This is a genomic window from Pseudomonas sp. TE3728, assembly GCF_056279145.1.
Genome location: NZ_JBWBQT010000001.1, coordinates 2,018,692 through 2,044,060, shown reverse-complemented (window position 1 = coordinate 2,044,060; position 25,369 = coordinate 2,018,692). Strand labels below are relative to the sequence as shown.

Sequence of the window (25,369 nt, the reverse complement as noted above, 5' to 3'; positions counted from 1 at the left end):
AACGCGTGCAAGAGTTAATCGAGTCGGTAGGACAACTTTCGGCTAAGCAAAGAAAGGCTCTGGCGGTTCTGCTCAAGCAGAAGGGCGTCAACCTTTTTGACATTGCCCCGGTTTTCAAGCGCACGGCTGAAGAACCGTTGTTGCTGTCCTACGCTCAACAGCGCCAGTGGTTTCTCTGGCAATGGGCGCCGCACAGCGCGGCCTACAACATTCCCACGGCCCTGCGCTTGCAGGGCCCGCTGGAGGTGGCCGCGTTGCAGCGCAGCGTCCAGGCGCTGATCGAACGTCACGAAACCTTGCGCACGGTGTTCACTCAAGACGCCGGGCAACCCTTGCAAACGATCCTGCCCGCAGGATCGTTTGCCCTGGATACTCACGAGCTGAGCCCTGAACTGGCGGCAAACCCACAGGCGTCGATCCAGGCCTTCGTCCAGACCCAGAGCCAGCAAGCTTTCGATTTGCAGACCGGCCCGCTGTTGCGCGCGGCCCTGCTGCAAGTCACCCCGCAGGATCACGTGCTGGTGCTGACCTTGCACCACATCGTGTCGGACGGTTGGTCGTTGCAGGTGATGATCGAGGAGCTGGTGCAGCTGTATGCCGGTTTCAACCTCGGGCATGACGCCGGGCTGCCGGCCCTGCCGATTCAATACGCCGACTACGCCCTGTGGCAGCGGCAATGGATGGAGGCCGGCGAACAGGAACGTCAACTGGCCTACTGGCAACAAAAGCTCGGCGGCGAGCAACCGGTGCTGGAGTTGCCCACTGACCGCGCGCGTCCGGTGGAGCAGAGCTTTGCCGGGGCCAGCCACAACCTGATTCTGGACCCGACGCTGAGCGACGGGCTCAAGGCCTTCGCCCGACGGGAAAACGTCACGCTGTTCGTGCTGTTACTGGCCTCGTTCCAGGCCTTGTTGCACCGCTACAGCGGCCAGGCCGACATCCGCGTCGGTGTGCCGGTGGCCAACCGCGGGCGCGTGGAAATCGAGCGTCTGATCGGTTTCTTCGTCAACACCCAGGTGCTCAAGGCGGACGTCGACGGCCAAGCCAGCTTCATCGATCTGCTGCGCCAGGTTCGGCAAACCGCCCAGGAAGCCCAGGCGCATCAGGACCTGCCGTTCGAACAACTGGTGGAAGCCCTGGAGCCGGGACGCAGCCTGAGTCACAGCCCGTTGTTCCAGGTGATGTTCAATCACCAGGCCGAAAGCCGGATCAGCGTCGAGACCCGCTTGAACGGCTTGAGCATCGAACCGCTGGAATGGCAAAGCGAAACCGCGCAGTTCGATCTGGTGCTGAACACCACCGAACAGGCCCATGGCATTGAAGCGGTGCTCAAATACGCCACCGACCTGTTCGAGCCAGCGACCATCGAGCGCCTGGCGCAGCATTGGCGCAACCTGCTGCAGGCGATCGTTCAGGACCCGACCCAGCGCATTGCCCAACTGCCGGTGCTCGATGACGCGCAGCAACAGCAACTGCTCGCGCACTGGAACCCGAGCCCGGTGGTGCACCCGGTCAGCCAGTGCATTCATCAGTTGATCGAGGCTCAGGCCGAGCGTCATCCGGAGGCGCCGGCGGTGGTGTTCGCCGGGCAACGGCTGACATACGCCGAACTCAATCAACAGGCCAACCAATGGGCGCATCTGCTGATCGCCCGTGGCGTGGGCCCCGATGTTCGAGTGGGCGTGGCGGTGGAGCGTTCGCTGGACATGATCGTCGCCATTGTCGCTGTGCTGAAGGCCGGTGGCGTTTATGTGCCGCTGGACCCGAGCTACCCCGACGACCGTTTGCGCTACATGATCGAGGATAGCGGGATCGAGCTGTTGCTGACCCAGGGCCACCTGTTGGCGCAGCTGCCGATTCCACCGGGGCTGGCTTGCCTGGATTTGAATCAACCACCGCAGGACAGCAGCACGGCCAATCCGCCGTGCACGACTACGGCAGACAACCTCGCGTATGTGATTTACACCTCCGGGTCCACCGGCAAGCCCAAAGGCGCGTTGCTGCCCCATGGCAATGTCATTCGCCTGTTCAGCGCCACCGATCACTGGTTCGGTTTCGGCCCCGAGGACAGCTGGACGCTGTTCCATTCGTACGCGTTCGATTTCTCGGTCTGGGAAATTTTCGGCGCGCTGCTTCACGGCGGCAAACTGGTGGTGGTGCCCCACGATGTCACCCGTTCGCCGGAAGAGTTCTACACCTTGCTCTGTGATGAACAAGTCACCGTCCTGAACCAGACGCCGTCGGCGTTCAAACCGCTGATGCAAGTGGCCAGTGCCTCGTCGCGCAACCATGCCCTGCGTTACGTGGTGTTTGGTGGCGAAGCGCTGGAAGTGCAGAGTCTGCGTCCCTGGTTCGAACGTTTTGGTGACCGCGCGCCAACCCTGATCAACATGTACGGCATCACCGAAACCACCGTGCACGTGACCTACCGCCCGCTGTCCATGGCTGACTTGCAGCAGACCCACAGTAGCCCGATCGGCGAGCCGATTGTCGACCTGTCGTGGTACTTGCTCGATGGCGCGCTGAACCTGGTGCCCCAAGGGTGCATCGGCGAGTTGTACATCGCCGGGGCCGGGCTCGCGCGGGGCTATCTGAACCAGCCAGGCATGAGCGCCACCCGGTTCGTCCCGGATCCGTTCAATGCTGTGGCCAGCGAACGCTTGTACCGCACCGGCGACCTGGCACGGCTGCGCGGCGACGGGGTGATCGAGTACATCGGTCGTATCGACCATCAGGTGAAGATTCGCGGTTTCCGTATCGAGTTGGGAGAAATCGAAACCCAATTGCTCAAGCATGACGTGGTGCGTGAGGCCGTGGTGCTGGCGGTCGAAGGGCTCAGTGGGCAGCAACTGGCCGCGTGGATCGTGCCGAGCGAGCCACTGGACGCGGAGGCCCATGCCGGCTTGCGCGATTCGATCAAGGCGCAATTGCGTGAAAGCCTGCCGGACTACATGGTGCCGGTCAGTTGGGTGTTCCTCGAACGTCTGCCGCTGACGGCCAACGGCAAGCTCGATCGCAAGCAACTGCCCAACCCTGATGTGAGCCTGGTGCAAGAAGCCTACGCGGCACCGCGTAGCGAGCTCGAACAGCGCCTGGCCGAGATCTGGCAGGACGTGCTGAAAGTCGAGCGGGTCGGGCTCAACGACAACTTCTTCGAACTGGGCGGCGATTCGATCATCTCGATTCAGGTGGTCAGCCGGGCGCGTCAGGCGGGCATCCGTTTCTCGCCCAAAGACATCTTCCAGCACCAGACCGTACAACGCCTGGCCACCGTCGCACAGCAGAGCGATGCGGTGCAGGCGATGCAAGGTGAGGTGCTCGGCGCGGCCGTGCTGACCCCGATTCAACAGTACTTTTTCGCCACCGACATTCCTCAGCGTCAGCACTGGAACCAGTCGATCCTGCTGACCCCGGCCGAACCTCTGCAAGCGGCTGCGCTGGAGCAGGCCCTGGAACATCTGCAACGGCATCACGATGCCTTGCGTCTGCGCTATCGCCAGACTGCCGGTGATTGGGTGCAGGAGCATGCCGCCGTCGATCAGCCGAACGCACTGCTGCGCACTGTGGCTTTGCCAGACAGCGAAGCCTTGCCGGCGCTGTGCCTGGAGCTGCAGCGCAGCCTGAACCTGAGCGATGGTCCGTTGATCCGCGCGGCCCTGGTGGACTTGCCCGACGCCAGCCAGCGACTGCTGTTGGTGATCCACCATTTGGTGGTCGATGGTGTGTCGTGGCGGATCCTGCTGGAAGACCTGCAAACCGCCTATCAACAACTGAGCGCGGGCACGCCGTTGCGCTTGCCGGCCAAGACCACGGCGTTCAAGGATTGGGGCGAACGCCTGCAAGGTTATGCGCGCAGCGCCGGGCTGGAAGCCGAGCTGGATTACTGGCGCGAGCAACTGGCCGAAGCGCCGGCAGACTTGCCGCTGGACAACCCTGATGGACAACTGCAGAACCGTTTCGAGCGCAGCGTCGATACCCGTCTGGATGCCGAGCGCACCCGGCAATTGCTGCAACAGGCACCGGCGGTGTATCGCACTCAGGTCAACGATTTGCTGTTGACCGCACTGGCCCGGGTTTTGTGTGAGTGGACCGCCTCCGACAGCGCCCTGGTGCAGCTCGAAGGGCATGGCCGCGAAGACCTGTTCGACGACCTCGACCTGAGCCGTACCGTGGGCTGGTTCACCAGCATGTTCCCGGTGCGCCTGACGCCGCAGGCCAGCCTCGAAGCGTCCATCAAGGGCATCAAGGAACAACTGCGCTCGATCCCCAACAAAGGCATCGGCTATGGGTTGTTGCGTTATCTGGGAAGTGATGAGGCGCAAGCGGCCCTGAGCGGCGTGTCCCAACCCAAGGTGACGTTCAACTACCTGGGGCAGTTCGATAACAACTTCGACGAAGGCGCCCTGTGGGTGCCGGCCACCGAAGACAAGGGCGCCGGTCAGGATGAACAGGCGCCGATGAGCAACTGGCTGACCATCGACGGTCGGGTCTACCAGGGGCAATTGAGCCTGACCTGGACCTACAGTGGTGACGTGTTCGAAGAGGCGACCATCAACGCCCTGGCCCGCGCTTATGAAGTTGCGCTGGGTGAGTTGATCGACCATTGCCTGAATCATCCGAGCGGCGGCCTGACCCCTTCCGATGTGCCGCTTGCCGGGTTGTCCCAGGCGCATCTGGACAGCTTGCCGATCGCCGCGCAGCGGATCGAGGACATTTACCCGCTGGCGCCGATGCAGCAGGGCATTCTGTTCCATAGCCTGTACGACGCCGATGCTAGCGCTTACGTCTATCAGATGCTGCTGGATATCGACGGTCTGGATGTACCGCGCTTCCAGCAAGCCTGGCAGCGGGTGGTGGATCGTCATGAAGTGCTGCGCGCCGGTTTCATCTGGGGCCGCGACGGCCTCGATACACCGCTGCAAGTGATCTATCGCCAGCTGACCCTGGAAATGCCGGAAGTGGATGTGCGCGCCGAACCGGATCTGCAAGCGGTGCTTGAGGCCCGTGCCTTGGCTGATCGCGAGCGCGGTTTTGACTTGCAGAATCCGCCGCTGCTGCGCCTGTGCCTGTTGCGCACCGCCGATGACCGTCATCGCCTGATCTTCACCTGCCACCACATTCTCATGGACGGCTGGAGCAACTCGCGGATGTTTGGCGAAGTGCTGCAGGATTATGCCGGGCATCCGGTGCCGAGTGCCCAGGGCCGTTACCGCGACTTCCTGGCCTGGCTGCAACGCCAGGACAAGGAGGCGGCGCAAGCCTTCTGGCGCGGGCAGTTGGCCGAACTGGATGAACCGACGCGGCTGGCCTCGGCCTGCCATGGGCAAACCGTGCCCGGCCCCGGCAAAGGCGTGCATAAGCTGACCTTTAACGCCCCCTTCACCCAACGCCTCAACGGTTTCTCGCGTCAGCAGCAAGTGACGCTTAACAGTCTGGTGCAAGCCGCGTGGCTGTTGGTGTTGCAGCGCTACACCGGCCAAAGCAGTGTCGCATTTGGCGCGACGGTGTCCGGTCGCCCGGTGGACCTGCCGGGTATCGAGCAACAGTTGGGCCTGTTCATCAATACCCTGCCGGTGATCGCCAGCCCGCAAGCGACCTGCAGTGTCAGCGACTGGGTGCGCAGCGTGCAGGACAAAAACCTGCTGCTGCGCGATTACGAGCAGACGCCGTTGCAAGACATTCAACGCCTGGCCGCGCTCAACGGCGAAGCGTTGTTCGACACGCTGCTGGTGTTCGAAAACTACCCCGTATCCGACACCCTGCAGGCCAATCCGGGCGGCTTGCGTTTCAGCGGTCTCGAACACCGTGAGCAAACCAACTACGGCCTGACGCTGATCGCCGGTGCCGGTGAAGTACTGAGCCTGGACTTCAACTACCTCACCGAGCACTTCGCCGAGCGCAGCATTGTCGGCCTGGCGGCTCATCTGGAAGAAGTGCTGCGCCAGTTCCTCGACGCACCGCAACGCTTGCTGGGCGAGATCGGCCTGTTGCCGGCGAGCGAGCTGCGCACCCTGGCCGAATGGAATGACCATCGTGCCGCGTACCCGGCCCAGGCCTTGATCCATCAGAGCTTCGAAGCCCAGGTCGAAACGCGGCCACAGGCGATCGCCTTGCAGCATGCCGGTGCTGGTTTGACCTACGCCGAACTCAATCGCCGCGCCAATCAACTGGCCCGTCATCTGCAAACACTGGGTGTCGGTGCGGAAATCCGCGTGGGCGTGGCGATGCCTCGTTCCGCCGAACTGGTGATTGCCCTGATGGCGGTGCTCAAGGCCGGTGGCACCTATGTGCCGCTGGACCCGGACTATCCGGCGGATCGCGTGGCCTACATGCTCGACGACAGTCAGGCACGGGTGTTGCTGACCCAGCCACATTTGCTGTCGCAGTTGCCCGAGACCCAGGCGCAAGTGGTGTGGGTCGAGGCGGGCTGTCAGGCCTTCGCCGACCTGGCATCGCACAACCTTGAGCGCCGGATCGACTCCGCCAACCTGGCGTATGTGATTTATACCTCCGGTTCCACCGGTAAACCGAAGGGCGTGGCGATTGCTCATCGCAACGTGCAGGCGCTGATTCATTGGTCGCACGAGGTGTACAGCGAAGAGGACCTGCAAGGCGTGCTGGCCTCGACTTCGGTGTGCTTCGACCTGTCGGTGTGGGAGATTTTCGTCACCCTGGCCCGCGGCGGCTCGATCATCATGGCGCGTAACGCCCTGGAATTGCCGGACCTGCCGGAGCGCGATCAGGTGCGCCTGATCAACACCGTACCGTCGGCCATCGCGGCCTTGCAGCGTGCCGGGCAGATCCCTTCAGGCGTGCGCATCATCAATCTTGCGGGTGAACCGCTCAAGCAAGCGCTGGTGGATACGTTGTACCGCGAGACTTCGGTCGAGCACGTTTACGATTTGTACGGCCCATCGGAAGACACCACCTATTCGACCTGCACCCGTCGCGAAGCCGGCGGCCAGGCGAACATCGGCCGGCCGCTGGTGAACACCACCGCGCACTTGCTCGATGCCCAATTGCAGGCCGCCCCTATTGGGGTTGCCGCCGAGCTGTACCTGGCCGGCGACGGCATTACCCGTGGCTATCTGTTCCGCCCGGGCCTGACCGCCGAGCGCTTTGTGCCCAACCCGCTGGCCAGCAATGGCGAGCGAATGTACCGCACCGGCGACCTCACCCGTTTGAGTGAAGACGGTGTGATCGAATACGTCGGCCGCATCGATCATCAGGTCAAGGTGCGCGGGTTCCGTATCGAACTGGGTGAAATCGAAGCGCGATTGCTGGCCCACGACAGCGTGCGCGAAGGCGTAGTGTTGGCGGTGGAAGGCCATAGCGGCCAGCAACTGGTGGCCTATGTGGTGCCGGCGCAGTCTGACCTGAGCCCGCAACAGCAGGACGATCTGAGCGAAGCGCTCAAGGTCGGACTCAAGGCGTACCTGCCGGATTACATGGTGCCGGCGCAATGGCTGTTCATCGAACAATTGCCGCTGACCCCCAACGGCAAACTCGACCGCAAGGCTTTGCCGACCCCGGACGCTAACCCATTGCAGCGCGATTACGTGGCACCGCGCACTGCGCTGGAGCAGCAGATTGCCGGGATTTGGCAAGACATTCTGAAACTCGAGCGGGTCGGTGTGACCGACAACTTCTTCACCCTGGGCGGCGATTCGATCATCTCCATCCAGGTGGTGAGCCGGGCGCGTCAGCAGGGCATCAGCTTCACGCCCAAGGATCTGTTCCAGCAGCAGACCGTCCAGGGGCTGGCCACTGTCGCGCAACTCGGCAAAGCCCTGGCGCCAACCGATCAAGGCCCGGTGACAGGTGAGACACCGTTGCTGCCGATTCAGCAATGGTTCTTCGAACAACCCTTGCCGCAGCGTCATCACTGGAATCAGTCGGTGCTGCTCAAACCGTTGAACCCTCTGGTGGCCGCGCCGCTTGAGCAGGCCTTGCACGCGCTGATCGATCATCACGACGGCCTGCGCCTGGGCTTTACCCAAATCTCAGGAAGCTGGTCGGCGAGCTATCGGACCGTGGAACACCAGCGCCTGTCACCGTTGTGGCTGGAATCGGTCAGCGATGCCGCCCACCTGGAACGCGTCGCCGAACAAGCCCAACGCAGCCTGGATCTGCAACAAGGTCCGTTGTTGCGCGCGGTGTTGTTCGATTTGCCTGAGGGCGAACAGCGCTTGTTGTTGATCGTTCATCACCTGGTGGTCGATGGTGTGTCGTGGCGGATCCTGCTGGAGGATTTGCAGGGCACCTACCGCCAGTTACTGGCCGGCGAACCGTTGGCATTGGCGGCCAAGACCACGTCCTTCAAGCAGTGGGCGGAGCAATTGCAAACTCACGCCCGCAGTGAATCGCTGCTTGGACAACTGCCTTACTGGCATGCGCAGCGCTCGGACGGCGCGCCGCTGCCGCAAGATAATCCCCAGGGCAGCCTGCAGAGCCGCCATGCCTTGACGCTTTACAGTCGCCTGAACCCGACCTTGACCCGACGACTGCTGCAACAGACCCCGGCGGCTTACCGCACACAGGTCAACGACCTGTTGCTGACGGCGCTGGCACGGGTAATCGCCCGTTGGAGCGAACAGTCGTCGGTGCTGATTCAGCTCGAAGGCCATGGTCGTGAAGATCTGTTCGACGGCCTCGATCTGACCCGCACGGTCGGCTGGTTCACCAGCCTGTTCCCGGTCAAATTGACCCCGACCCAGGCGCTGGCCGGCTCGATCAAGCAAATCAAGGAGCAACTGCGCGCGATTCCGGATCGTGGCCTGGGTTACGGTGTGCTGCGTTATCTGGGTGACGAGGCTTGCCAGGCGTCGCTGCGGACCCTGCCGACACCGCGTATCACCTTTAACTACCTGGGCCAGTTCGACGGTAGCTTCGATAGCCAGAGCGGTGCCTTGTTTGTGCCGGCCGATGAGTTCAAGGGCGCAGAGCACAGTGACGATGCGCTGCTGGGAAACTGGCTGACGCTCAATGGCCAGGTGTACGGCGGCGAGTTGAGTGTCGGCTGGTCGTTCAGCACGCACATGTTCAACGCCTCGACCATCGAACGCCTGGCCGAGGAGTACGCCCGGGAACTGGAACTGCTGATCGAGCATTGCTGCCAGCCGGACAGCCACGGCGTCACGCCGTCGGACTTCCCGTTGGCGCATCTGGATCAGGCCCGACTGGACGCCTTGCCGGTAGCCCCGTCCCGGATCGAAGACATTTATCCGCTGTCGCCGATGCAAGAGGGCATGCTGTTCCACACCTTGTCGGACAATGGTTCGAGCCTGTACGTCAATCAGATCAGTTTGCCGGTGGGCGGTCTGGATGTTGAGCGTTTCCGCAAGGCCTGGGAGGCGGTCATCGAGCGTCAGGCCATCCTGCGCACCAGTTTCCATTGGCACGATGGCCTGGCCAAACCGCTGCAAATTGTCCAGCGTCAGGCGACGCTCGATTTGCAGGTGCTCGACTGGCGCGATCGCGACGCCAGCGAGGCGGACATCGCCGCGCGGGCCGCCGAGGACCGCGCGCGAGGCTTCGAACTGACCCATGCGCCACTGCAGCGAGTGTTGTTGATTCGCAGCACTGAAGATCAGTATCAAATGGTCTGGACCAGTCACCACATCCTGATGGACGGCTGGAGCAGCTCGCGGCTGTTTGGTGAGGTGATCCAGCACTACGCCAAGGGTGAAATCAGCGCTGAAAACGGCCGCTACCGCGACTTCATCGCCTGGTTGCAAGCCCAGGACCAGGACGCCCGGGAGCTGTTCTGGAAAGCCCGGCTGGCCCCGGTCAACGAGGCGACGGCGTTGAGCCAGGCCATCCATCCACGGCATGTGTCCGATGAACCCGGCCACAACGCCATTTACTCCCATTGGGACGCACAACAGACCGGTCGTCTGCTGCAGTTCTGCCGCGATCTGCGGATTACCCCGAACACCTTGATCCAGGGCGCGTGGTTGCTGCTGTTGCAGCGCTACACCGGGAAAAACACCGTGACCTTTGGTGCCACGGTGTCCGGGCGTCCCGAGAGTTTGCCCAATGTCGGCAACATGCTGGGTCTGTTCATCAACACCTTGCCGATCATTCAGACGCTGGAACCGGATCAGCCTCTGGCAGACTGGCTGAACCGCATCCAGGCGTACAACCTGGATATCCGCGACCATTCCCAGGCCCCGTTGGCGGACGTGCAACGCTGGTCCGGCCTGGGCGGGCAGGCGCTGTTCGACAGCATAATCGTGTTCGAGAACTACCCGATCGACGACCGCCTGCAAGAGGACAACGATAGCGGCCTGAGCTTTGGCAAATCCATCGGCCATGACGTGACGAACGTGCCGATGGACCTGGCGGTGACGCTCGGCGACGAATTGTCGATTGAATACCTGTACCTGCGCAGCCACTTCAGTGCCGAGGCGGTGGAGGGGATTCGCCTGACGCTGGAAAACACCCTTGAGGCGATGATGCGCGCGCCTGACGAACGCCTGGGTAACCTGCAGCGCCTGTCGCTCGAGCAATGGCAGGCGATGCAAACCTGGAGCGCCGAACCGCCAGCGGATCATCAGCCGCAACTGTTGCCGGAGCTGATCGGTCGACACGCGCTGAGTCAGCCCGAGGCCATTGCGGTGCAATGCGCCGGGCTGAGCCTGAGCTACGGCGAACTGGAACGACGGGCCAATCGTCTGGCCCATTGCCTGATCGAACACGGCGCGGGGCCGGAGGTGGTGATCGGCGTGGCACTGCCGCGTTCGCTGGAAATGGTCGTCAGCTTCCTCGCCGTGCTCAAAAGCGGCGCGGCGTATGTGCCGTTGGACATTGATTATCCGCCGGAGCGTCTGGCGTACATGATCGAAGATTCCGGCATGGCGCTGCTGCTGACCCAGAGCAGCCTGCGGGCAACGTTACCGGCGCCTGAGGGTCTGTTGCGCCTTGAACTGGATCAGCTCGACGAATCCCGTTATGCCGATGAGGCGCCGATGTGTCGCGTGCTGGAGCAAGGGCTGGCTTATCTGGTTTACACCTCGGGTTCTACCGGGCGGCCAAAAGGCGTGGCGGTCACCCAGGGACCCCTGAGCATGCACTGTCAGGCCATCGCCAAACTGTATGAAATGGACACCCGCAGCTGCGAGCTGCACTTCATGTCGTTCGCCTTCGACGGTGCCCATGAGCGCTGGTTGAGTACGCTGTACAGCGGCGGCCGGCTGGTGGTGCGCGACGGTTGCCTGTGGACGCCGGAGCAGACCTACCAGGCGCTGCACGAGTACGGCGTGACCATCGCCTGCTTCCCGCCGGCCTACCTCAAGCAACTGGCCGAGTACGCCGCGGCCAGCGCAATTGCACCGCCACCGGTGCGCATCTATTGCTTCGGCGGCGATGCGGTGCCGGACCAGACCTTCGAACAGGTCAAGGCGGCGCTGCGTCCCGAGTATTTCACCAATGGCTATGGCCCGACGGAAACCGTGGTCACGCCGATGCTGTGGAAAGTGCCTGTGAGCCAGCAGTGTGAAGCGGCTTATGCGCCGATCGGCCGGGCGGTGGGCGCGCGTTCGCTGTATGTGCTGGATGAAGAACTGAATCCGCTGCCGCCCGGTTTTGCCGGCGAGTTGTACATCGGTGGCTACGGGGTTGCCCGTGGTTATCACGGTCGGCCGGACCTGACCTGCGAACGCTTCGTGCCCAACCCGTTTGCCGGCGGCGAGCGGTTGTACCGCACCGGCGACCTGGTGCGTTTGCGTCAGGACGGTGTGGTCGATTACGTCGGCCGCATCGACCATCAGGTCAAAGTGCGCGGGTTCCGCATCGAGCTGGGTGAAGTCGAGGCCTGCCTGCGGCAACTGGCGCGGGTCAGCGACGCCCTGGTGATCGCCCGGGACAATGCCTCCGGCAAGCAACTGATCGGTTACGTCGTCACCGACGCCGGCCAGCAGCTGGGTGATGAGTTCAAGGCCGGTCTGCGCAGCACTTTGCCGGAATACATGGTGCCGGCGCAGATCGTTTGCCTCAGTGCCTTCCCGATCACCCCCAACGGCAAGCTCGACCGCAAGGCACTGCCCGAGCCGGAGTTCAAAAGCGAGGAATACGTTGCCCCGCGCAATCAGCAGGAACAACTGCTGGCGGACATATGGGCGCAGGTACTGCAGGTGGAGCAGGTCGGTATCAGCGACAACTTCTTCGAACTCGGCGGCGACTCGATCCTGAGCCTGCAAGTGATTTCCCGGGTCAGGAACCACCCGACCCTGCAGATGGAACTCAAGCTGCGCGATCTGATGCGCTACCAGACCATCGCCGGCATCGTCGAACAGGACGTGGTGAAGGCGAGCACCGCGCAACCGTCGGTGGACCTCACCCATGTGGCCAGTGAAGGGTTGTTCAATCTGCTGCCGATTCAGCAATGGTTCTTTGCCGAGGGCATGGCCGAGTCTCATCACTACAACCAGTCGTTTTTGCTGAGTGCGCGTCAGACGCTGGATCTGGATGCCCTGGAACAGGCGCTGGGCTGGATCGAAAACCACCACGACACCTTGCGCCTGCGTTTCTGTCAGGAAGGCGGGCGCTGGTTGCAGCGCTATGCCGCACCGACCGAGCGCCGCGAGCCGGTGCTGTGGTGCCGCGAGGTCGAGAGCAGTGAGCAGGTCGAAGCCTTGGCCAACCTGACTCAGCGCAGCCTCAAACTCGACGATGGACCGGCCTGGCGTGTGGTGCACATCGCCTTGCCGGACGGCCAGGCGCGGCTGTTGATGGTCATCCACCATCTGGTGGTCGACACCGTGTCGTGGCGAATTTTGCTCGACGACCTGAAGGTGGCCTACGAGGCTTGCGTGATGGGCATCGAACCACAATTGCCGATCCGCACCAGCAGCTATCGTGCGTTTGCCGAAGCGTTGCAGGCGCAGGCGCCGGTGATTGCCGAGCAGGAATTGGCCTACTGGCTGGAGCAACTGGATCAGCCGGGTATCGACCTGCCGTGCGACAACCGTCGCGGCAAGAATCAGGTGCGTCACCAGGCTCAGGCGCGGCTCAAGTTGTCCCGCGAGCACACCGAGCAGTTGCTCAAGCAGGCGCCAGCGGTCTATCGCACGCAGATCAACGATTTGCTGCTGTCGGCCCTGAGCCGGGCGCTGTGCCGCTGGAGCGAACAGCCGTCGGCTCTGATTCTGCTGGAAGGGCACGGCCGCGAGGATCTGTTCGAGAACATCGATCTGAGTCGCAGCCTGGGCTGGTTCACCAGCATGTTCCCGGTCCGGCTCACCCCCGACAGCGCGGACATCGGCGCGTCGATCGTCAACGTGCAGGCGCAATTGGCGGCCATCCCGCAGAAGGGCATCGGCTATGGCGTGTTGCGTCATCTGGCCGGCCCGCAACTGGCCCGCCAATTGGCCGACCTGCCGCAGGCACGGGTGACGTTCAACTATCTGGGCCAGTTCGACCAGAGCTTCGACGAGCAAGCCTTGCTGGTGCCGGCGCTGGAAGAAAGCGGCGACAACTACAGCTTGCAGGCCAATCTGGGCAACTGGCTGGAGATCGTCGGCCAGGTGTACGACGGCCAGTTGGCGCTGCGTTGCATCTACAGCACTCAGCGTTATCGGGCCAGCACCATGGAGTCGTTAATGCAGGATTATCAGCGCGAGCTAGAAGCGTTGATCGAGCATTGCATGGCGCGGGTGGGCTGAGAGCCGGGGTTTTAATCATTGCAGGGGGGCGTTGCTCAGGCGCGCCCCTTTTTTACGGACATAAGGATTCTTTCGATGTCGCTACACCCTGATCTGGAAGCCTTCCTCGACCTGGCGCAAGACGGCCAGGACGCAGGCCTGCCAGCGCTGCATCAACTGACACCGGTCGAAGCCCGGGCGATCTTCGAACAAACCACCGCGCAATTGCGTTGGGATGCTCCTCAGGATCTTGACGTGCTGGAGGTCAACACCATGGCCCGGGACGGCGCACCGCTGGCGTTGCGTTTATATCGCCCGAGCGGGGCGACTGCATCGATGCCGGTGCTGGTGTATTTCCATGGCGGTGGTTTTGTGGTGGGCAGCCTGGACTCACACGACGGTGTCTGCCGCGAATTCTGCCGGCGTACGCCGTGCGCGGTGTTGTCGGTTGGCTATCGGCTGGCGCCGGAACATCGTTTCCCGACCGCGCTGGAGGACGGTGAAGACGCCTTGTCCTGGCTGGCGGAACAGGCGCTGTCCCTGGGGCTGGATGCCGGTCGCGTCGCGTTCGGCGGTGACAGTGCCGGTGCCACGCTGGCGACGGTGCTGGCCTTGCAAGCGGTGGTTCAGCCACACACCGTGGCCATCGTCCCCAAGGTGCAGCTGCTGTGTTATCCGGTCACTGATGCGTCGCGCACCCACGATTCGCGCCTGTTGTTCAGTGAAGGGTATTTGCTGGAGAACGACACGCTGGACTGGTTTTACCAGCACTACGCCCGCAGCCCCGAAGATTTGCTGGACTGGCGCTTCTCACCGTTGCTGGCCGAGGACTTGCGCGGGGTTGCGCCGGCGATTGTGTTGCTGGCCGGGTTCGATCCGTTGCTCGATGAAGGCCAGGCCTACGTCGATAAACTGCGCGCGCAGGGGGTGAGTGTCGAACTCGAACATTGCCCGGGGCTGACTCATGACTTGCTCAGATTGGCCTCGGTCATGCCGGATGTGTTGGGTATGCATGAAAGCTTGAGTCGGGCGCTGAGTCGGCATTTGGGTTGAGCGTAAAGCTTCAAGATCAAAAGATCGCAGCCTGCGGCAGCTCCTACAGGTTCGGTGTTCGCCGTCATACCGGGTCGAACACAATAGGTTCGGTGTTCACCACCCTATCGCGATCGAACACAAATCCCCTGTAGGAGCTGGCGAAGCCTGCGATCTTTTGATTTTGATTGATCGTTAGCCTCGCGGATCGAGGTTATCCAGCACCCGGTTCACCGCCAACTCCCCAAGCATGACCACCGATTGAATCCCCAGCATCATGTTGCGATGTGGCATGTCCATCAACCCGGCGAACTCACTGAGCATCATGCTGGCTGATGCCAGGGTTTCGCAGGCGTTGACCAGCAGGGTTTCGTTATCGACCTCGGTGCCGACATGGTAAATGGTGCTGGGCTTTCGCTTGGTGTCTTTGGGAATGTCCGGTTTGAGGTAGTAATCGAGGGCGCGGTCGGCGGCTTCGTTGAGTTTTTTGGAATCGAGGGATTCGTAGGGGGATGTTGGATCGGTTTCCGGTGGGTTCGGTGTAGGTTTGAACATAGATGGAACTCCATATGTGATTAAAGGAGCCATCACCCTCGCTACCAAACGAAGGGTGGTGGCCATACGAAGGTTGGTAGACCGGCCCACATGGAAAAACCGGCGCGCCCGAGGGCGCCCTGCGCATGGCCACCATCAAAACAAATGCCGAAAAAGCACCTGCATAAGGTGACGCTATGCGTCATGTGGGACAGCGGGCTACCAAACCCGATCGCTGTTTTTCAGCGACCCGGAAACGATAGAGCCCGGCCCTTAGACGCACAAGCCGGCGGATTCTGGCGTAGTCGTAGGCAGCGGCGCAAGAATGTGTAGCCTGAGTGAGTATCTGGAAGTGTCGTTTAAACAGTGCTTGTTTAGCGTCGCTTCGGGTTTTGTTGTGGATGGGCTGGCCTCATCGCGAGCAGGCTCGCTCCCACATTTGATCTGAGGCGTTCGCAAAAAAATGGATTCACCGCAGGTCCCCTGTGGGAGCGAGCCTGCTCGCGATGAGGCCCGAAAGAACACCGCAAAACTTTGCAGGCGGTCATGCTGTTGTGGCGAGGGAGCTTGCTCCCGCTGGGCTGCGAAGCGGCCCCAAACCCGGCAGTCACGGTTTTTCAGATACACCGCACGCTCAGGTTTTGCGACTGCTGCGCAGCCGAGCGGGAGCAAGCTCCCTCGCCACAGGTTCTTCGTTAGCCTCGCGGATCGAAGTTATTCAGCACCCGGTTGACGGCCAGCTCCCCAAGCATGACCACGGATTGAATCCCCAACATCATGTTGCGATGTGGCATGTCCATCAACCCGGCGAACTCGCTGAGCATCATGCTGGCTGATGCCAGGGTTTCGCAGGCGTTGACCAGCAGGGTTTCGTTATCGACCTCGGTGCCGACATGGTAAATGGTGCTGGGCTTTCGCTTGGTGTCTTTGGGAATGTCCGGTTTGAGGTAGTAATCGAGGGCGCGATCGGCGGCTTCGTTGAGTTTTTTGGAATCGAGGGATTCGTAGGGGGATGTTGGATCGGTTTCCGGTGGGTTCGGTGTAGGTTTGAACATGGTAAAACTCCTTGATCAATGGAGTCGCCACACGTCGCTGCTAAACGAGAAAGGGTGGCGACCGTACGCGGGTTAGCAGACCAGGGATCAAGGAACCCGGCGCACCGAAGTGCCCCACGCACAGTCACCATAACGCAGACCAGCGTAGGCAAAAGTAGCCGGCTGATCGAGAGATGACACTGCGTGCCTTGATATTTACCGAGCTGCTAAACCCGATCGCTGATTCGTCAGCGACCCGGAAACGATAGAGCCCGGCCTCAAGGCGCACAAGCCGGCGGATTCTGGCGTAGTCGTAGGCAGCGGCGCAAGAATGTGTAGCCTGAGTGAGTGTCTGGAGATGTCGATTAAACAGTGCCTGTTTAGCGGTCTCGTTTCGGGTTTTGTAGCGGATGGGCTGGCCTCATCGCGAGCAGGCTCGCTCCCACAGGGGACTTGCGGTGAGTCCATTTTTTTGCAAACGCCTCAGATCAAATGTGGGAGCGAGCCTGCTCGCGATGAGGCCCGAAAGAACACCGCAAAACTTTGCAGGCGGTCATGCTGTTGTGGCGAGGGGGCTTGCCCCCGCTGGGCTGCGAAGCGGCCCCAAACCCGGCAGTCACGGTTTTTCAGATACACCGCACGCTCAGGTTTTGCGACTGCTGCGCAGCCGAGCGGGAGCAAGCTCCCTCGCCACAGGTTCTTCGCTAGCCTCGCGGATCGAAGTTATCCAGCCCCCGGTTCACTGCCACTGAGTCTAAAAAAAGCCCCGCAACTGCGGGGCGTTTTCATTGAGGCTGCAATCAGAAGTCAGCCTTGACCGACATCACGAAGTTGCGCGGTTCACCGTAGAAGTTACCCCAACCTTCGGAACCGATGGTGGCGTAGTAACGCTTGTCGAACAGGTTGTTGCCGTTCAGTGCCACGGACCAGGTGTCGTCGATGCGGTAGCCGATGCGACCGTTCCAGACGGCGTAGCCTGCCTGGGTGATGTTCTTGCCGCTGCTCGGCGAGGTGCGGTAGTTGCTGCTTTGAGCATTGACGCCGGCACCGACGGTGACGCGTTCCAGTGGGCCGCTGAGCGCATAGTCGCCCCACACGCGCAGCAAGTGGCGCGGCACATAGGTGTTATACGACACACCATCCAGACTGATATCGGCGTCTTCCAGAATCTTGGTCTGGGTATAGGTGTAGCCGGCGAGCAATTGCAGACGGTCGATGACTTCACCGCTGACTTCAGCTTCGAAGCCCTGGGCGCGCACTTTGCCGGAGTTCAGCGAGCAGCTGCTGTCCGGGCAGGCCGGGTCATCCTGGGCTGCATCTTTCTGGACGGTGCGGAACAGGTTGACGGCGCTGTTCAGGCGACCGTCGAACCATTCACCCTTGATCCCCAGTTCATAGCTCTGGCCGATCAATGGCTTGAGCGTCGAACCGTTGATGGTCTTGTAGTTGCCTTGCGGGGTGAAGATATCCGCGTAGCTGGTGTAGACGGTCAGGTTGTCGTTGATGTCGAACAGCAGCGCGGCGAACGGGGTGACTTGCCCGGTTTCCTTGGCCTCGGAGCTTGTCGGCGTGCCTTCGCCGCGCCAGAACGAGACGGAGTCGGTTTCGGACTTGTACCAGCTGACGCGGCTGCCCAGGACGAAGGTCAGCGGATCGGCCAGTTTCAGGCGTGCCGTGGAGTAGACGCCGTATTGCTTGATCCGCATGTCCACCGGACCACCCCGGGAGGCGTTGGCCAGGTAAAAACTTTCATCCGGCTGGGGCAGGTGATGGTTGGGGTTCAGCACATTCTGAGTTTGAGGCAGGAGGGCCACGGCGTAGAAGTCGTCCTTGTGGGAGCGGCTGGCGTTGGCACCGACGATCAGCTCGTGCTCTTGGCCGAATGCGTCGAACTTGCCGTCCACATACGCGTCGAGGCCGTAGTCGACCTGATCGTAATCAAAGATGCTGCCGATCATCGCGGTACTGGTGCTGGTGGCTCCAACCGGTACCGAACCGCTGGGGAAGGCGTATTCCATGTCCTGGGTGTTTTTCGAGTAAACCCCCGCGACCTTCAGCGCCCAGTTGTCGTTGAACTCGTGTTTCAGGTCGCCAAAGTAGGTGGCCCGCTTGCTGCGCTGGTTGTTCCAGGCGGTGTTCAGGCACGTGGAGCGTGAGAGCTTCAGGTCGCTGCCATCGGCGTAGCGCGGCAAGCCGCCCCAGCACGGAGTGGCATCGACGTCTTCATAGGCCATGCCCAGGCCCAGGGTGGTGTAGTCGCTCAGGTCAAAGTCCAGCGCGCCGTAGTAGATCTGGTCCCTGCGTTCGGCCACGTCATAGAAATACTGACGGGTCTGCTGGGTCACCACGGCCCGGCCACGGATGGTGCCGGCGTCGTTCAGCGGGCCGCCGGTGTCGACCTGGCCACGGTAGTTGTCCCACGTGCCGGCAGACAACGACAGTTGAGTGTGCGGGGTGTCCTGGCCGCGCTTGCGCACGAAGTTCACTCCACCGGCAGTGCCTCCGGCCCCCTTCATCATCCCGGCCGCACCGCGCAACACTTCGACCCGATCATAGATCGCCATGTCGCTGTTGAAGGCATCGGCCTGCACGTAGCTGCTGCCGATGTCCAGCGGCACGCCGTCGTACTGGTACTGGCCGGTCATGCGGAAACCCCGGGAGTAGAAATACTTGCCGCCCATGGGCGAGTCGTAAACGGTGATGCCCGGGGTCTTTTCCATGACCTGTTCGATGGTGTTCAGGTTCTGGTCATCGAGCATCTTGCGCGTGATGACGGTGATCGACTGCGGGGTTTCCCTGAGCGAATGCTCGCCCTTGCCAATGGTCACCGCGCCGGTGGTGTAGGAGTTGCTGCCTTCGGTGGTCGCGCCCAACCGCTGACCGTTGATGCTGGTCGGTGCCAGTTCCATCGCGTTGCCGGTGGCCGGCGCCAGCAGGGTGACCGTGTTGCCGTCGCGCTGATGACGGATCCCGGTGCCCTTGAGCAGCGCATTGAGCGAATCATCTTCCTGATAGCGGCCGTTGAGGGCACTGGACCGCAGGTTCTGAATGCTCTCGGGGCTGTAGATGATTTGCAGATTGGTCTGTTGACCGAGGGTCTGCAGCGCCTGAGCCAATGGCTGGGCCGGGATGTTCAGGGTCCATTCCTGGGCCTGGACATAAGGCGTCATGGCCAGGGTCATCGCCAGGCCGAGGCCGGTGGACGTCATGCGCGAGCGGGTCGTGCTGCTCATTAACAGGGCGCGGGTCAGAGGTCGAAGCATGAAACGGGATGCGGACATGAGGTTAAGACCTTGGCAGGTATAGTTGGTAATGGTTCTTATTCATCTCATTAAGACGAGGAGGCCGCGGCAAACCGGAAAAAATTATTTTTTCCGACCGGCCACGGCCTGATCGATTACGCGAGCTGCAGTTCGCTTTTGACCTTGCCGGCCTCCATGCGCACCAGTTGATCGGCCACGTCGAAGTAGCGGTCATCGTGGGAGATGACGATGATGGTCTTGCCCAGACGCTTCAGGTCGGGCAGCAGTTCGGTGTAGAAAATGCGCCGGAAGGTCGGGTCCTGATCGGCCGCCCATTCGTCGAACACCAGCACCGGCCGTTCTTCGAGCCAGGCATTGACCAGCGCCAGGCGTTTGCGCTGACCGGTGGAAAGGTCGGTGGTGCTGAACGCGCCGTCGCGCACGCTGACCTTGTGTGCGATCTCCAAACGTTCGAGGTAGCGCGTGGCATCCTGCGGCACTTGTCGGTCGCCCTGAATCAGGTCATCGAACAGGTAATAGTCAGCAAATACCGTGGTGAAATTCTGCCGGTAGTCATCGCGATTGAGGGCGGTGATCGCCTGGTCGTTCACGCGGATTTCGCCTTCGGTGGGCGCATAAAGACCCAGCAAAAGTTTGATCAGCGTGGTTTTGCCACAGCCGTTTTCACCCACGATGAACACGATGTCGCCTTGCTCGATGCGCAGGTTGACCGGGCCGAGGCGGAAGGGCTCGCTGCCTTCCACCGGCGGGAAAGCGTAACGCACGTTGCTCAGTTCCAGGCTGTGGACCGGCCCGGATGTGTGGCCCTGATCCTCCAGCAGCAGGTGCGGTTCCGGGGAGGAAAACTGTTCGCTGAGCTCGGCGATCCGGCGAAATGCAATCTGCGCCCGGCTGATAATCGGCAGCGTGCTGACCAGGTGTTCCAGCGGGCCTTTCATGTACAGCAGCACCAACACAAAACCGCTCATCACGGCCTTGTCGGCACTGGGCCAGAACGATTGCAGGGCCAGCGCCAGGCCGATGACCACGAAGAACAGCATCGAGCCGAACGACTTGGCAATGACGAAGGTATTGATCGAGCGGATCTGCGTATCACAGATTTTCTCGGCGGTTTTCTGGATGCCGGACACGAACATCCGCTGACGCCGCGGGCGGTGGATGCGCAGTTCCTTGGCCCCTTCGGCGATGGCGTTATAGTGCTTTTGCAGCTCGTCTTCGCAGTCTCGCGCCGCGTAGAAACCGCGCATGCCTTTGGCCCGGGCAATGGCCTGGAGGGTGGTGCCGATGGCGATGGCCACCAGCATCATCAGAAACATCGGCCACGACAGCATGGCCAGGTAGCCGAGGCACCCCAGGGTCACGGTCAGGGAAATCGCCAACGGCGCGAAGGCGAAGGCGAAATCGCTGATGGTGTCCACGTCGTGGGTCAGCACCGGGATCAATCGGTGGCTGCGGTAGCGCTCGATCTGGTCGATCGGCGCCGACAGCACTTTTTCCCCCAGCTCTTTGCGCAGCTTGGCGATGATGTGCTGGCCGACGTAGTTGGTGCCGATGTCGGACACAATCGTGGTCAGCAGCGCCAGCATGCACAGCCCGGCAAAAATCATCACCACGGTGCGGGTCAGGCCGTCAGCGGAATGCAGGGCATTGTTGATGGTCGCCAGCAACACGGTGACGCTCAGGCCACCGATCATGCCGAGCACGATGGACACAGAGATAATCAGGCGGAAGGGCTTGAGCAGGGCGAACAATTCGTTGATCGCCCCACGCGTTGGCTTGGTCATGGAGGATTCCTGCTTCGGTGCGGAGGGAGTGCCGGTACTTAAGGAAAACGAATGGTCGGGGGCTTTATTTAAAGGATCGCGGACGGGAATTGGCGGTCAGTCACAAGACCTGTGGTGAGGTGGCTTGCAAACTTGTGGGAGCGAGCCTGCTCGCGATAGCGGTGGGTCAGGCAACATTGATGTTGAAGGTGCCGCCGTCATCGCGAGCAGGCTCGCTCCCACAAGGGCAAGCCCCTCACCACAAAGGATTCAGAGCTCACGCACGACGCGAAACCCCAGCCAGTCGCCGCTGCTGGTGGGCAGACTGCTGTTGCGATTGCCGGAGCGGGAAAACACCGGTGCTTCGCCCCAGTCGTTGCCGCGCATCACCTGGCGTTTGCAGTTCTGCTCCAGCCACGGGCTGCCGTCGCTGGGCACGCCGACATAGTCTTCGCGGTAGCAGTCGGCGACCCACTCATAAACGTTGCCGTGCATGTCGAACACCCCAAAGGCGTTGGCCGGGAAAGTGCCGGCCGGGGAGGTGAAGTTGTAGCCGTCGGCGGCACCGTAGGTGTTGGCGTTTTTCGAGATCTGGTAATCGGCGCCTTCATCGAACGCAAAAGGGAAAGCCCCGGTGCTGCCGGCACGGGCGGCGTACTCGCGGATCGACTCGCTGGGCATGCGATAGGCATGACCGGTTTTCTCCGACAGCCAGGCGATGTAGCCCTCGGCTTCGGCCACGTTCATGCACACGGCCGGGTGGCGCGCGGTCTGTTTGAAACTGGGTTTGCCGGCGGTGCAGCGACGTCCCGGGCGATCATCGAAGTCGGCGGGGGTGTTGCCGGTGGCGCGCACGTACGCGTCCCATTCGCCGGCCAGTACCTGGAAGCGGCTGATGGCGAAAGGGCGGGTGAACGTCACTTCATGCAGCGGACCTTCATCGGGCTGGTGGCCGACTTCATCCGCTGGCGTGCCCATGGTGTAGCGGCCGGCGGGCAGCACGACCATTTCCGGACAGTCCTTGCAGTCCTTGAACACCTTGCCGGGAGTTGGCGGGCTTGCGGCCTGGGCAGTGCCGGGCAGCAGGCTGGCGAGCAGTGCGGTCAATGCCAGGGCCGATAGGGTTCGCAGGGAAGAGGGTGTGTGGGGCGTTTTCATAAGTCGTCTCGGTTAAAGGAAAACGGTGCCTCGCAGCGAAGGTTCACGCGGAGCGCTTCTTGCGCAGCACGTCGATCAAACGGTCCACCTCGGCTTCGGTATTGAGCAGGCCGGGCGCGGTGCGGATCACCGGGCCGACGTCGCGGTTGACCGCATCACTGACGATGCGGTTTTGCATCAGGTGCGCGGCCACGGCATCACAATCCTGACCCTTGACCCGGAAGAAGCTGAACCCCGCCGAAAACCTCGGATCGACCGGGGTGACAAGCTCCACGCCCGGCTGCTCCAGCAATCGCTGTTTCAGGTAGCTGTTGAGCTGATGGATGCGCGCCTGGACGTCGGCCTTGCCCAGTTCCAGGTGCAACTTGAACGCTTCGTCCACGGCCCAGCGATGTTCGAAGGCGTGATAGCCGCCCGGGGACATGGTGGTGGAAAAGGTCGTGGCTTCGGAGAAGGTCGGCACGCTCGGGCTGACGTATTTCAGCTCTTCGCTGCGGCTGCAAACGATGCCGGTGCCGCGGGGGCCGAACATCCATTTGTGGGTGCCGGCAATGAAAAAGTCGCAGTTCATCGCCGGGAAACTCAGGTCTTCGACGCCGAAACCGTGCACGCCATCGACCACGTAAACGATCCGGTCCTGGTCGTCGCGCTGGCGATTGTGTTCATCGACGAGGCCGGCGATGTCGCTGATCGGCAGCTTCACGCCACTGCCCGAGTGCACCCAGGTCATGCCCAGTACGCGGGTTTCGGGGCGGATGTTGCGGTTGATGGTCGCCAGCACCTGATCGGCCGAGATCGATTGTGGCTGCTCGAACAATTGAATCTTGCGCACTCGGGTGCCATCGCGCCGGTTGCGAAAATGCAGGATGTTGTTCGTGGAATAGTGCTCGTGAACCGTGGTGAGGATTTCCTGATCGGGGCGCACGTGCACGCCGCCATAAATCATCGCCAGGCCTTCGGTGGTGCTGCCGGTGAGGGCGATCTGTGTCGGCTTGGCCTGCAAATACCGACCGGCCCAGAGCCGCACGTTTTCTTCGCGCTGGTGGGTCACGCCCAGGTCCCAGTCCATGGCCAGCCCGGGATTCAGGTCCAGCGCGGCGCGGTGACGGGCGATGGCCTCGCGCACGGGTTTGGGGTGTGAGGTCACCAGAAAATTGGCGAAGTGGATGTAGTTCGGGTCCTGGTCGAACAACTGACGCAACTGCGCCCATTTTTCCCGGGGCAGGGTTTGCGATTGCCCGGCGGCGACCGGGGAACCGAGGCTGGCAGCCAACGGGAGACCGGCGGCGAGGACCCCGGCCTGTTTCAGAAAGGTCCGACGGTCACTCATGGCTCGAGCGGTTCCTGGCGAGAAATCAGCGTGGGTTTCGCGGCTTTTTGCACCTGTTCCCAGACCCGCAGGAAGTTGCCGCCCCAGAGCTTGGCGATATCGGCTTCGGAATAACCGCGCTGGATCAATTCGGCGGTGACGTTGCGGATTTCGCCGACATTTTCCCAGCCCTTGATGCCGCCGCCATCGTTGAAGTCCGAGGCGATGCCGACGTGGTCGATGCCGACCTTGCGCACGGTGTAATCGATGGCGTCGCCGAGGTCCTTGAGCGTGGCCTTGGGTTCTTCTTCGAGAATGGCATACAGACCACTGGCGTATTGACCGAGCTTCTGTTCGGACCAGGCGGTGATGATCGGATCACCCGGCATCAATGCCATCGCCAGGTTGGGCAATGGCGGCAAATCGAAACGCGCGCGCAGGGCGTTGAGTTTGTCCTGTGTGCCTTGGGTCAGCGGTTTGAGGTATTGCGAGAAACCGACCACCTGCACCACGCCGCCGCTGTTCTTGATCAGCTGCAACTCTTTGTCGCTGAGGTTGCGCGGGATGTCCACCGAGGCCCGTGGTGCCGAGTGCGAGGCCACCATCGGCGTGCGGCTCAGTTGCGCCACTTGTTCCAGGCCTTTGGTCGACATCTGCGACACATCAATGATCACGCCCAGATCGTTGAGGCGTTGCACCGCCTGTTTGCCGATGTCCGACAACCCGTCGAGGGCATCGGGGGAGTCGTTGAAAAACGGCAGCGGTCGTGACGAATCGGCCCAGCTGTTGTTGCCGATGTAGCTGAAACCGAACATGCGCATGCCGCGAGCGGCCCACAGGTCCAGTTTGCTCAGGTCATTGCCCAGCGGGTAGGCGTTGAGCATGCTGATGAAAATCGCAAACTTGCCTTCGCCGTGCAGGCGTCGGAAGTCGTCGGGGGTGTAGGCGATGCCGACCTGATTGGGGAAATCGCGCACCAGCCCGGAGATGATTTTGTAGCGCACTTCCTGCTGGTTGCGCGCTTCTTCGACGAAACCGTCGGTGGGCCGGTGCGGGGCGTTCGGGCCGTTCCACATTTCCGGCCAGCCGAAGACCGTCAGGGCCGCGCCGGACAGTCGGCCACGGTTGGCCTTGATCAGGTCGAACTGGCCGGAACCGTCCTTGTCGGCCTCGTTGCCGTGGGCGCCGAAACTCAGGGGGACGGTGATGTGGCTGTCGAAGGAAAGGATCCGCCCCTGCAGTTCGGTGGCCTGTTTCATGACCTTGACCGGGTAGCCGGGGTTGTCCTTGAACCCGTAATCCCAGACCAGCCAGCCTGCGCCGGCACTGATGGCCAAGGCCAGTGGCAGGCCGAGGTACAGGGCCTTTTTCGAACGTGTTTTTGTCATCGCCATCTCAGTCAGGTTCGCCGTTGAGTTGCAGGCGCAGGGGCCTTTGCTATCTGGGAAGAACGAGTGACCGGCACAGGAATTTAGATGGCCCCGAAAAGATCGCCTTTCAAATGTAGGAGCTGGCGCAGCCTGCGATCTTTTCGGGGGCGCCCAAGATGAAGATCAAAAGATCGCAGCCTTCGGCAGTTCCTGCAGGGGATCGCATAAATTTGTCGGGGCAACAAACGTTCTAGCTTGGATAA

The 25,369-nt window shown here is 61.8% G+C and carries 9 protein-coding genes; 2 read left to right on the top strand and 7 right to left on the bottom strand.

Annotated features, from left to right (window positions below; all coding sequences use genetic code 11):
- Positions 1-5: 5 nt before the first annotated feature.
- Together ACZ89R_RS08640 and ACZ89R_RS08635 are read left to right on the top strand one after the other, a co-directional pair.
- A complete protein-coding gene (locus ACZ89R_RS08640) occupies positions 6-13,664 on the top strand; it encodes a non-ribosomal peptide synthase/polyketide synthase (RefSeq protein WP_429546040.1) in 13,659 nt (4,552 codons plus the stop codon).
- Between the two features lie 75 nt (positions 13,665-13,739).
- Complete coding sequence (locus tag ACZ89R_RS08635) at positions 13,740-14,696, top strand: alpha/beta hydrolase (protein WP_429546041.1); 957 nt, start codon at positions 13,740-13,742, stop codon at positions 14,694-14,696.
- Positions 14,697-14,870: 174 nt separating this feature from the next.
- Here the strand turns inward: ACZ89R_RS08635 and ACZ89R_RS08630 are convergent, their stop codons facing one another.
- The 7 genes from ACZ89R_RS08630 to pvdM all read right to left on the bottom strand — a co-directional run bounded on the left by ACZ89R_RS08630 (position 14,871) and on the right by pvdM (position 25,124).
- Positions 14,871-15,230, bottom strand: a complete 360-nt coding sequence (locus ACZ89R_RS08630; RefSeq protein WP_429546042.1) for a DUF6124 family protein — start codon at positions 15,228-15,230, stop codon at positions 14,871-14,873.
- Between the two features lie 674 nt (positions 15,231-15,904).
- On the bottom strand, positions 15,905-16,264 hold the full coding sequence (locus tag ACZ89R_RS08625) for a DUF6124 family protein (RefSeq protein WP_429546043.1): 360 nt from the start codon (positions 16,262-16,264) through the stop codon (positions 15,905-15,907).
- A 779-nt stretch (positions 16,265-17,043) separates the two neighbouring features.
- Entirely contained in the window at positions 17,044-19,524 is a 2,481-nt protein-coding gene (locus tag ACZ89R_RS08620) for a TonB-dependent siderophore receptor (protein WP_429546044.1), read from the bottom strand.
- A 116-nt stretch (positions 19,525-19,640) separates the two neighbouring features.
- Positions 19,641-21,290, bottom strand: a complete 1,650-nt coding sequence (locus tag ACZ89R_RS08615) for a cyclic peptide export ABC transporter (protein WP_429546045.1) — start codon at positions 21,288-21,290, stop codon at positions 19,641-19,643.
- Between the two features lie 249 nt (positions 21,291-21,539).
- A complete protein-coding gene (pvdO, locus tag ACZ89R_RS08610; protein ID WP_429546046.1) occupies positions 21,540-22,427 on the bottom strand; it encodes a dihydropyoverdine dehydrogenase in 888 nt (295 codons plus the stop codon).
- A gap of 43 nt (positions 22,428-22,470) precedes the next feature.
- Positions 22,471-23,757, bottom strand: coding sequence for a pyoverdine-tailoring periplasmic protein PvdN (gene pvdN, locus ACZ89R_RS08605; protein WP_429546047.1), 1,287 nt, complete (start codon positions 23,755-23,757; stop codon positions 22,471-22,473).
- The gene (gene pvdM, locus ACZ89R_RS08600; RefSeq protein WP_429546048.1) at positions 23,754-25,124 is read right to left on the bottom strand and encodes a pyoverdine-tailoring dipeptidase-like protein PvdM; all 1,371 of its coding nucleotides are present in this window, start codon (positions 25,122-25,124) and stop codon (positions 23,754-23,756) included. Before pvdM ends, pvdN begins: the two co-directional genes overlap by 4 nt.
- Positions 25,125-25,369: the final 245 nt, after the last annotated feature.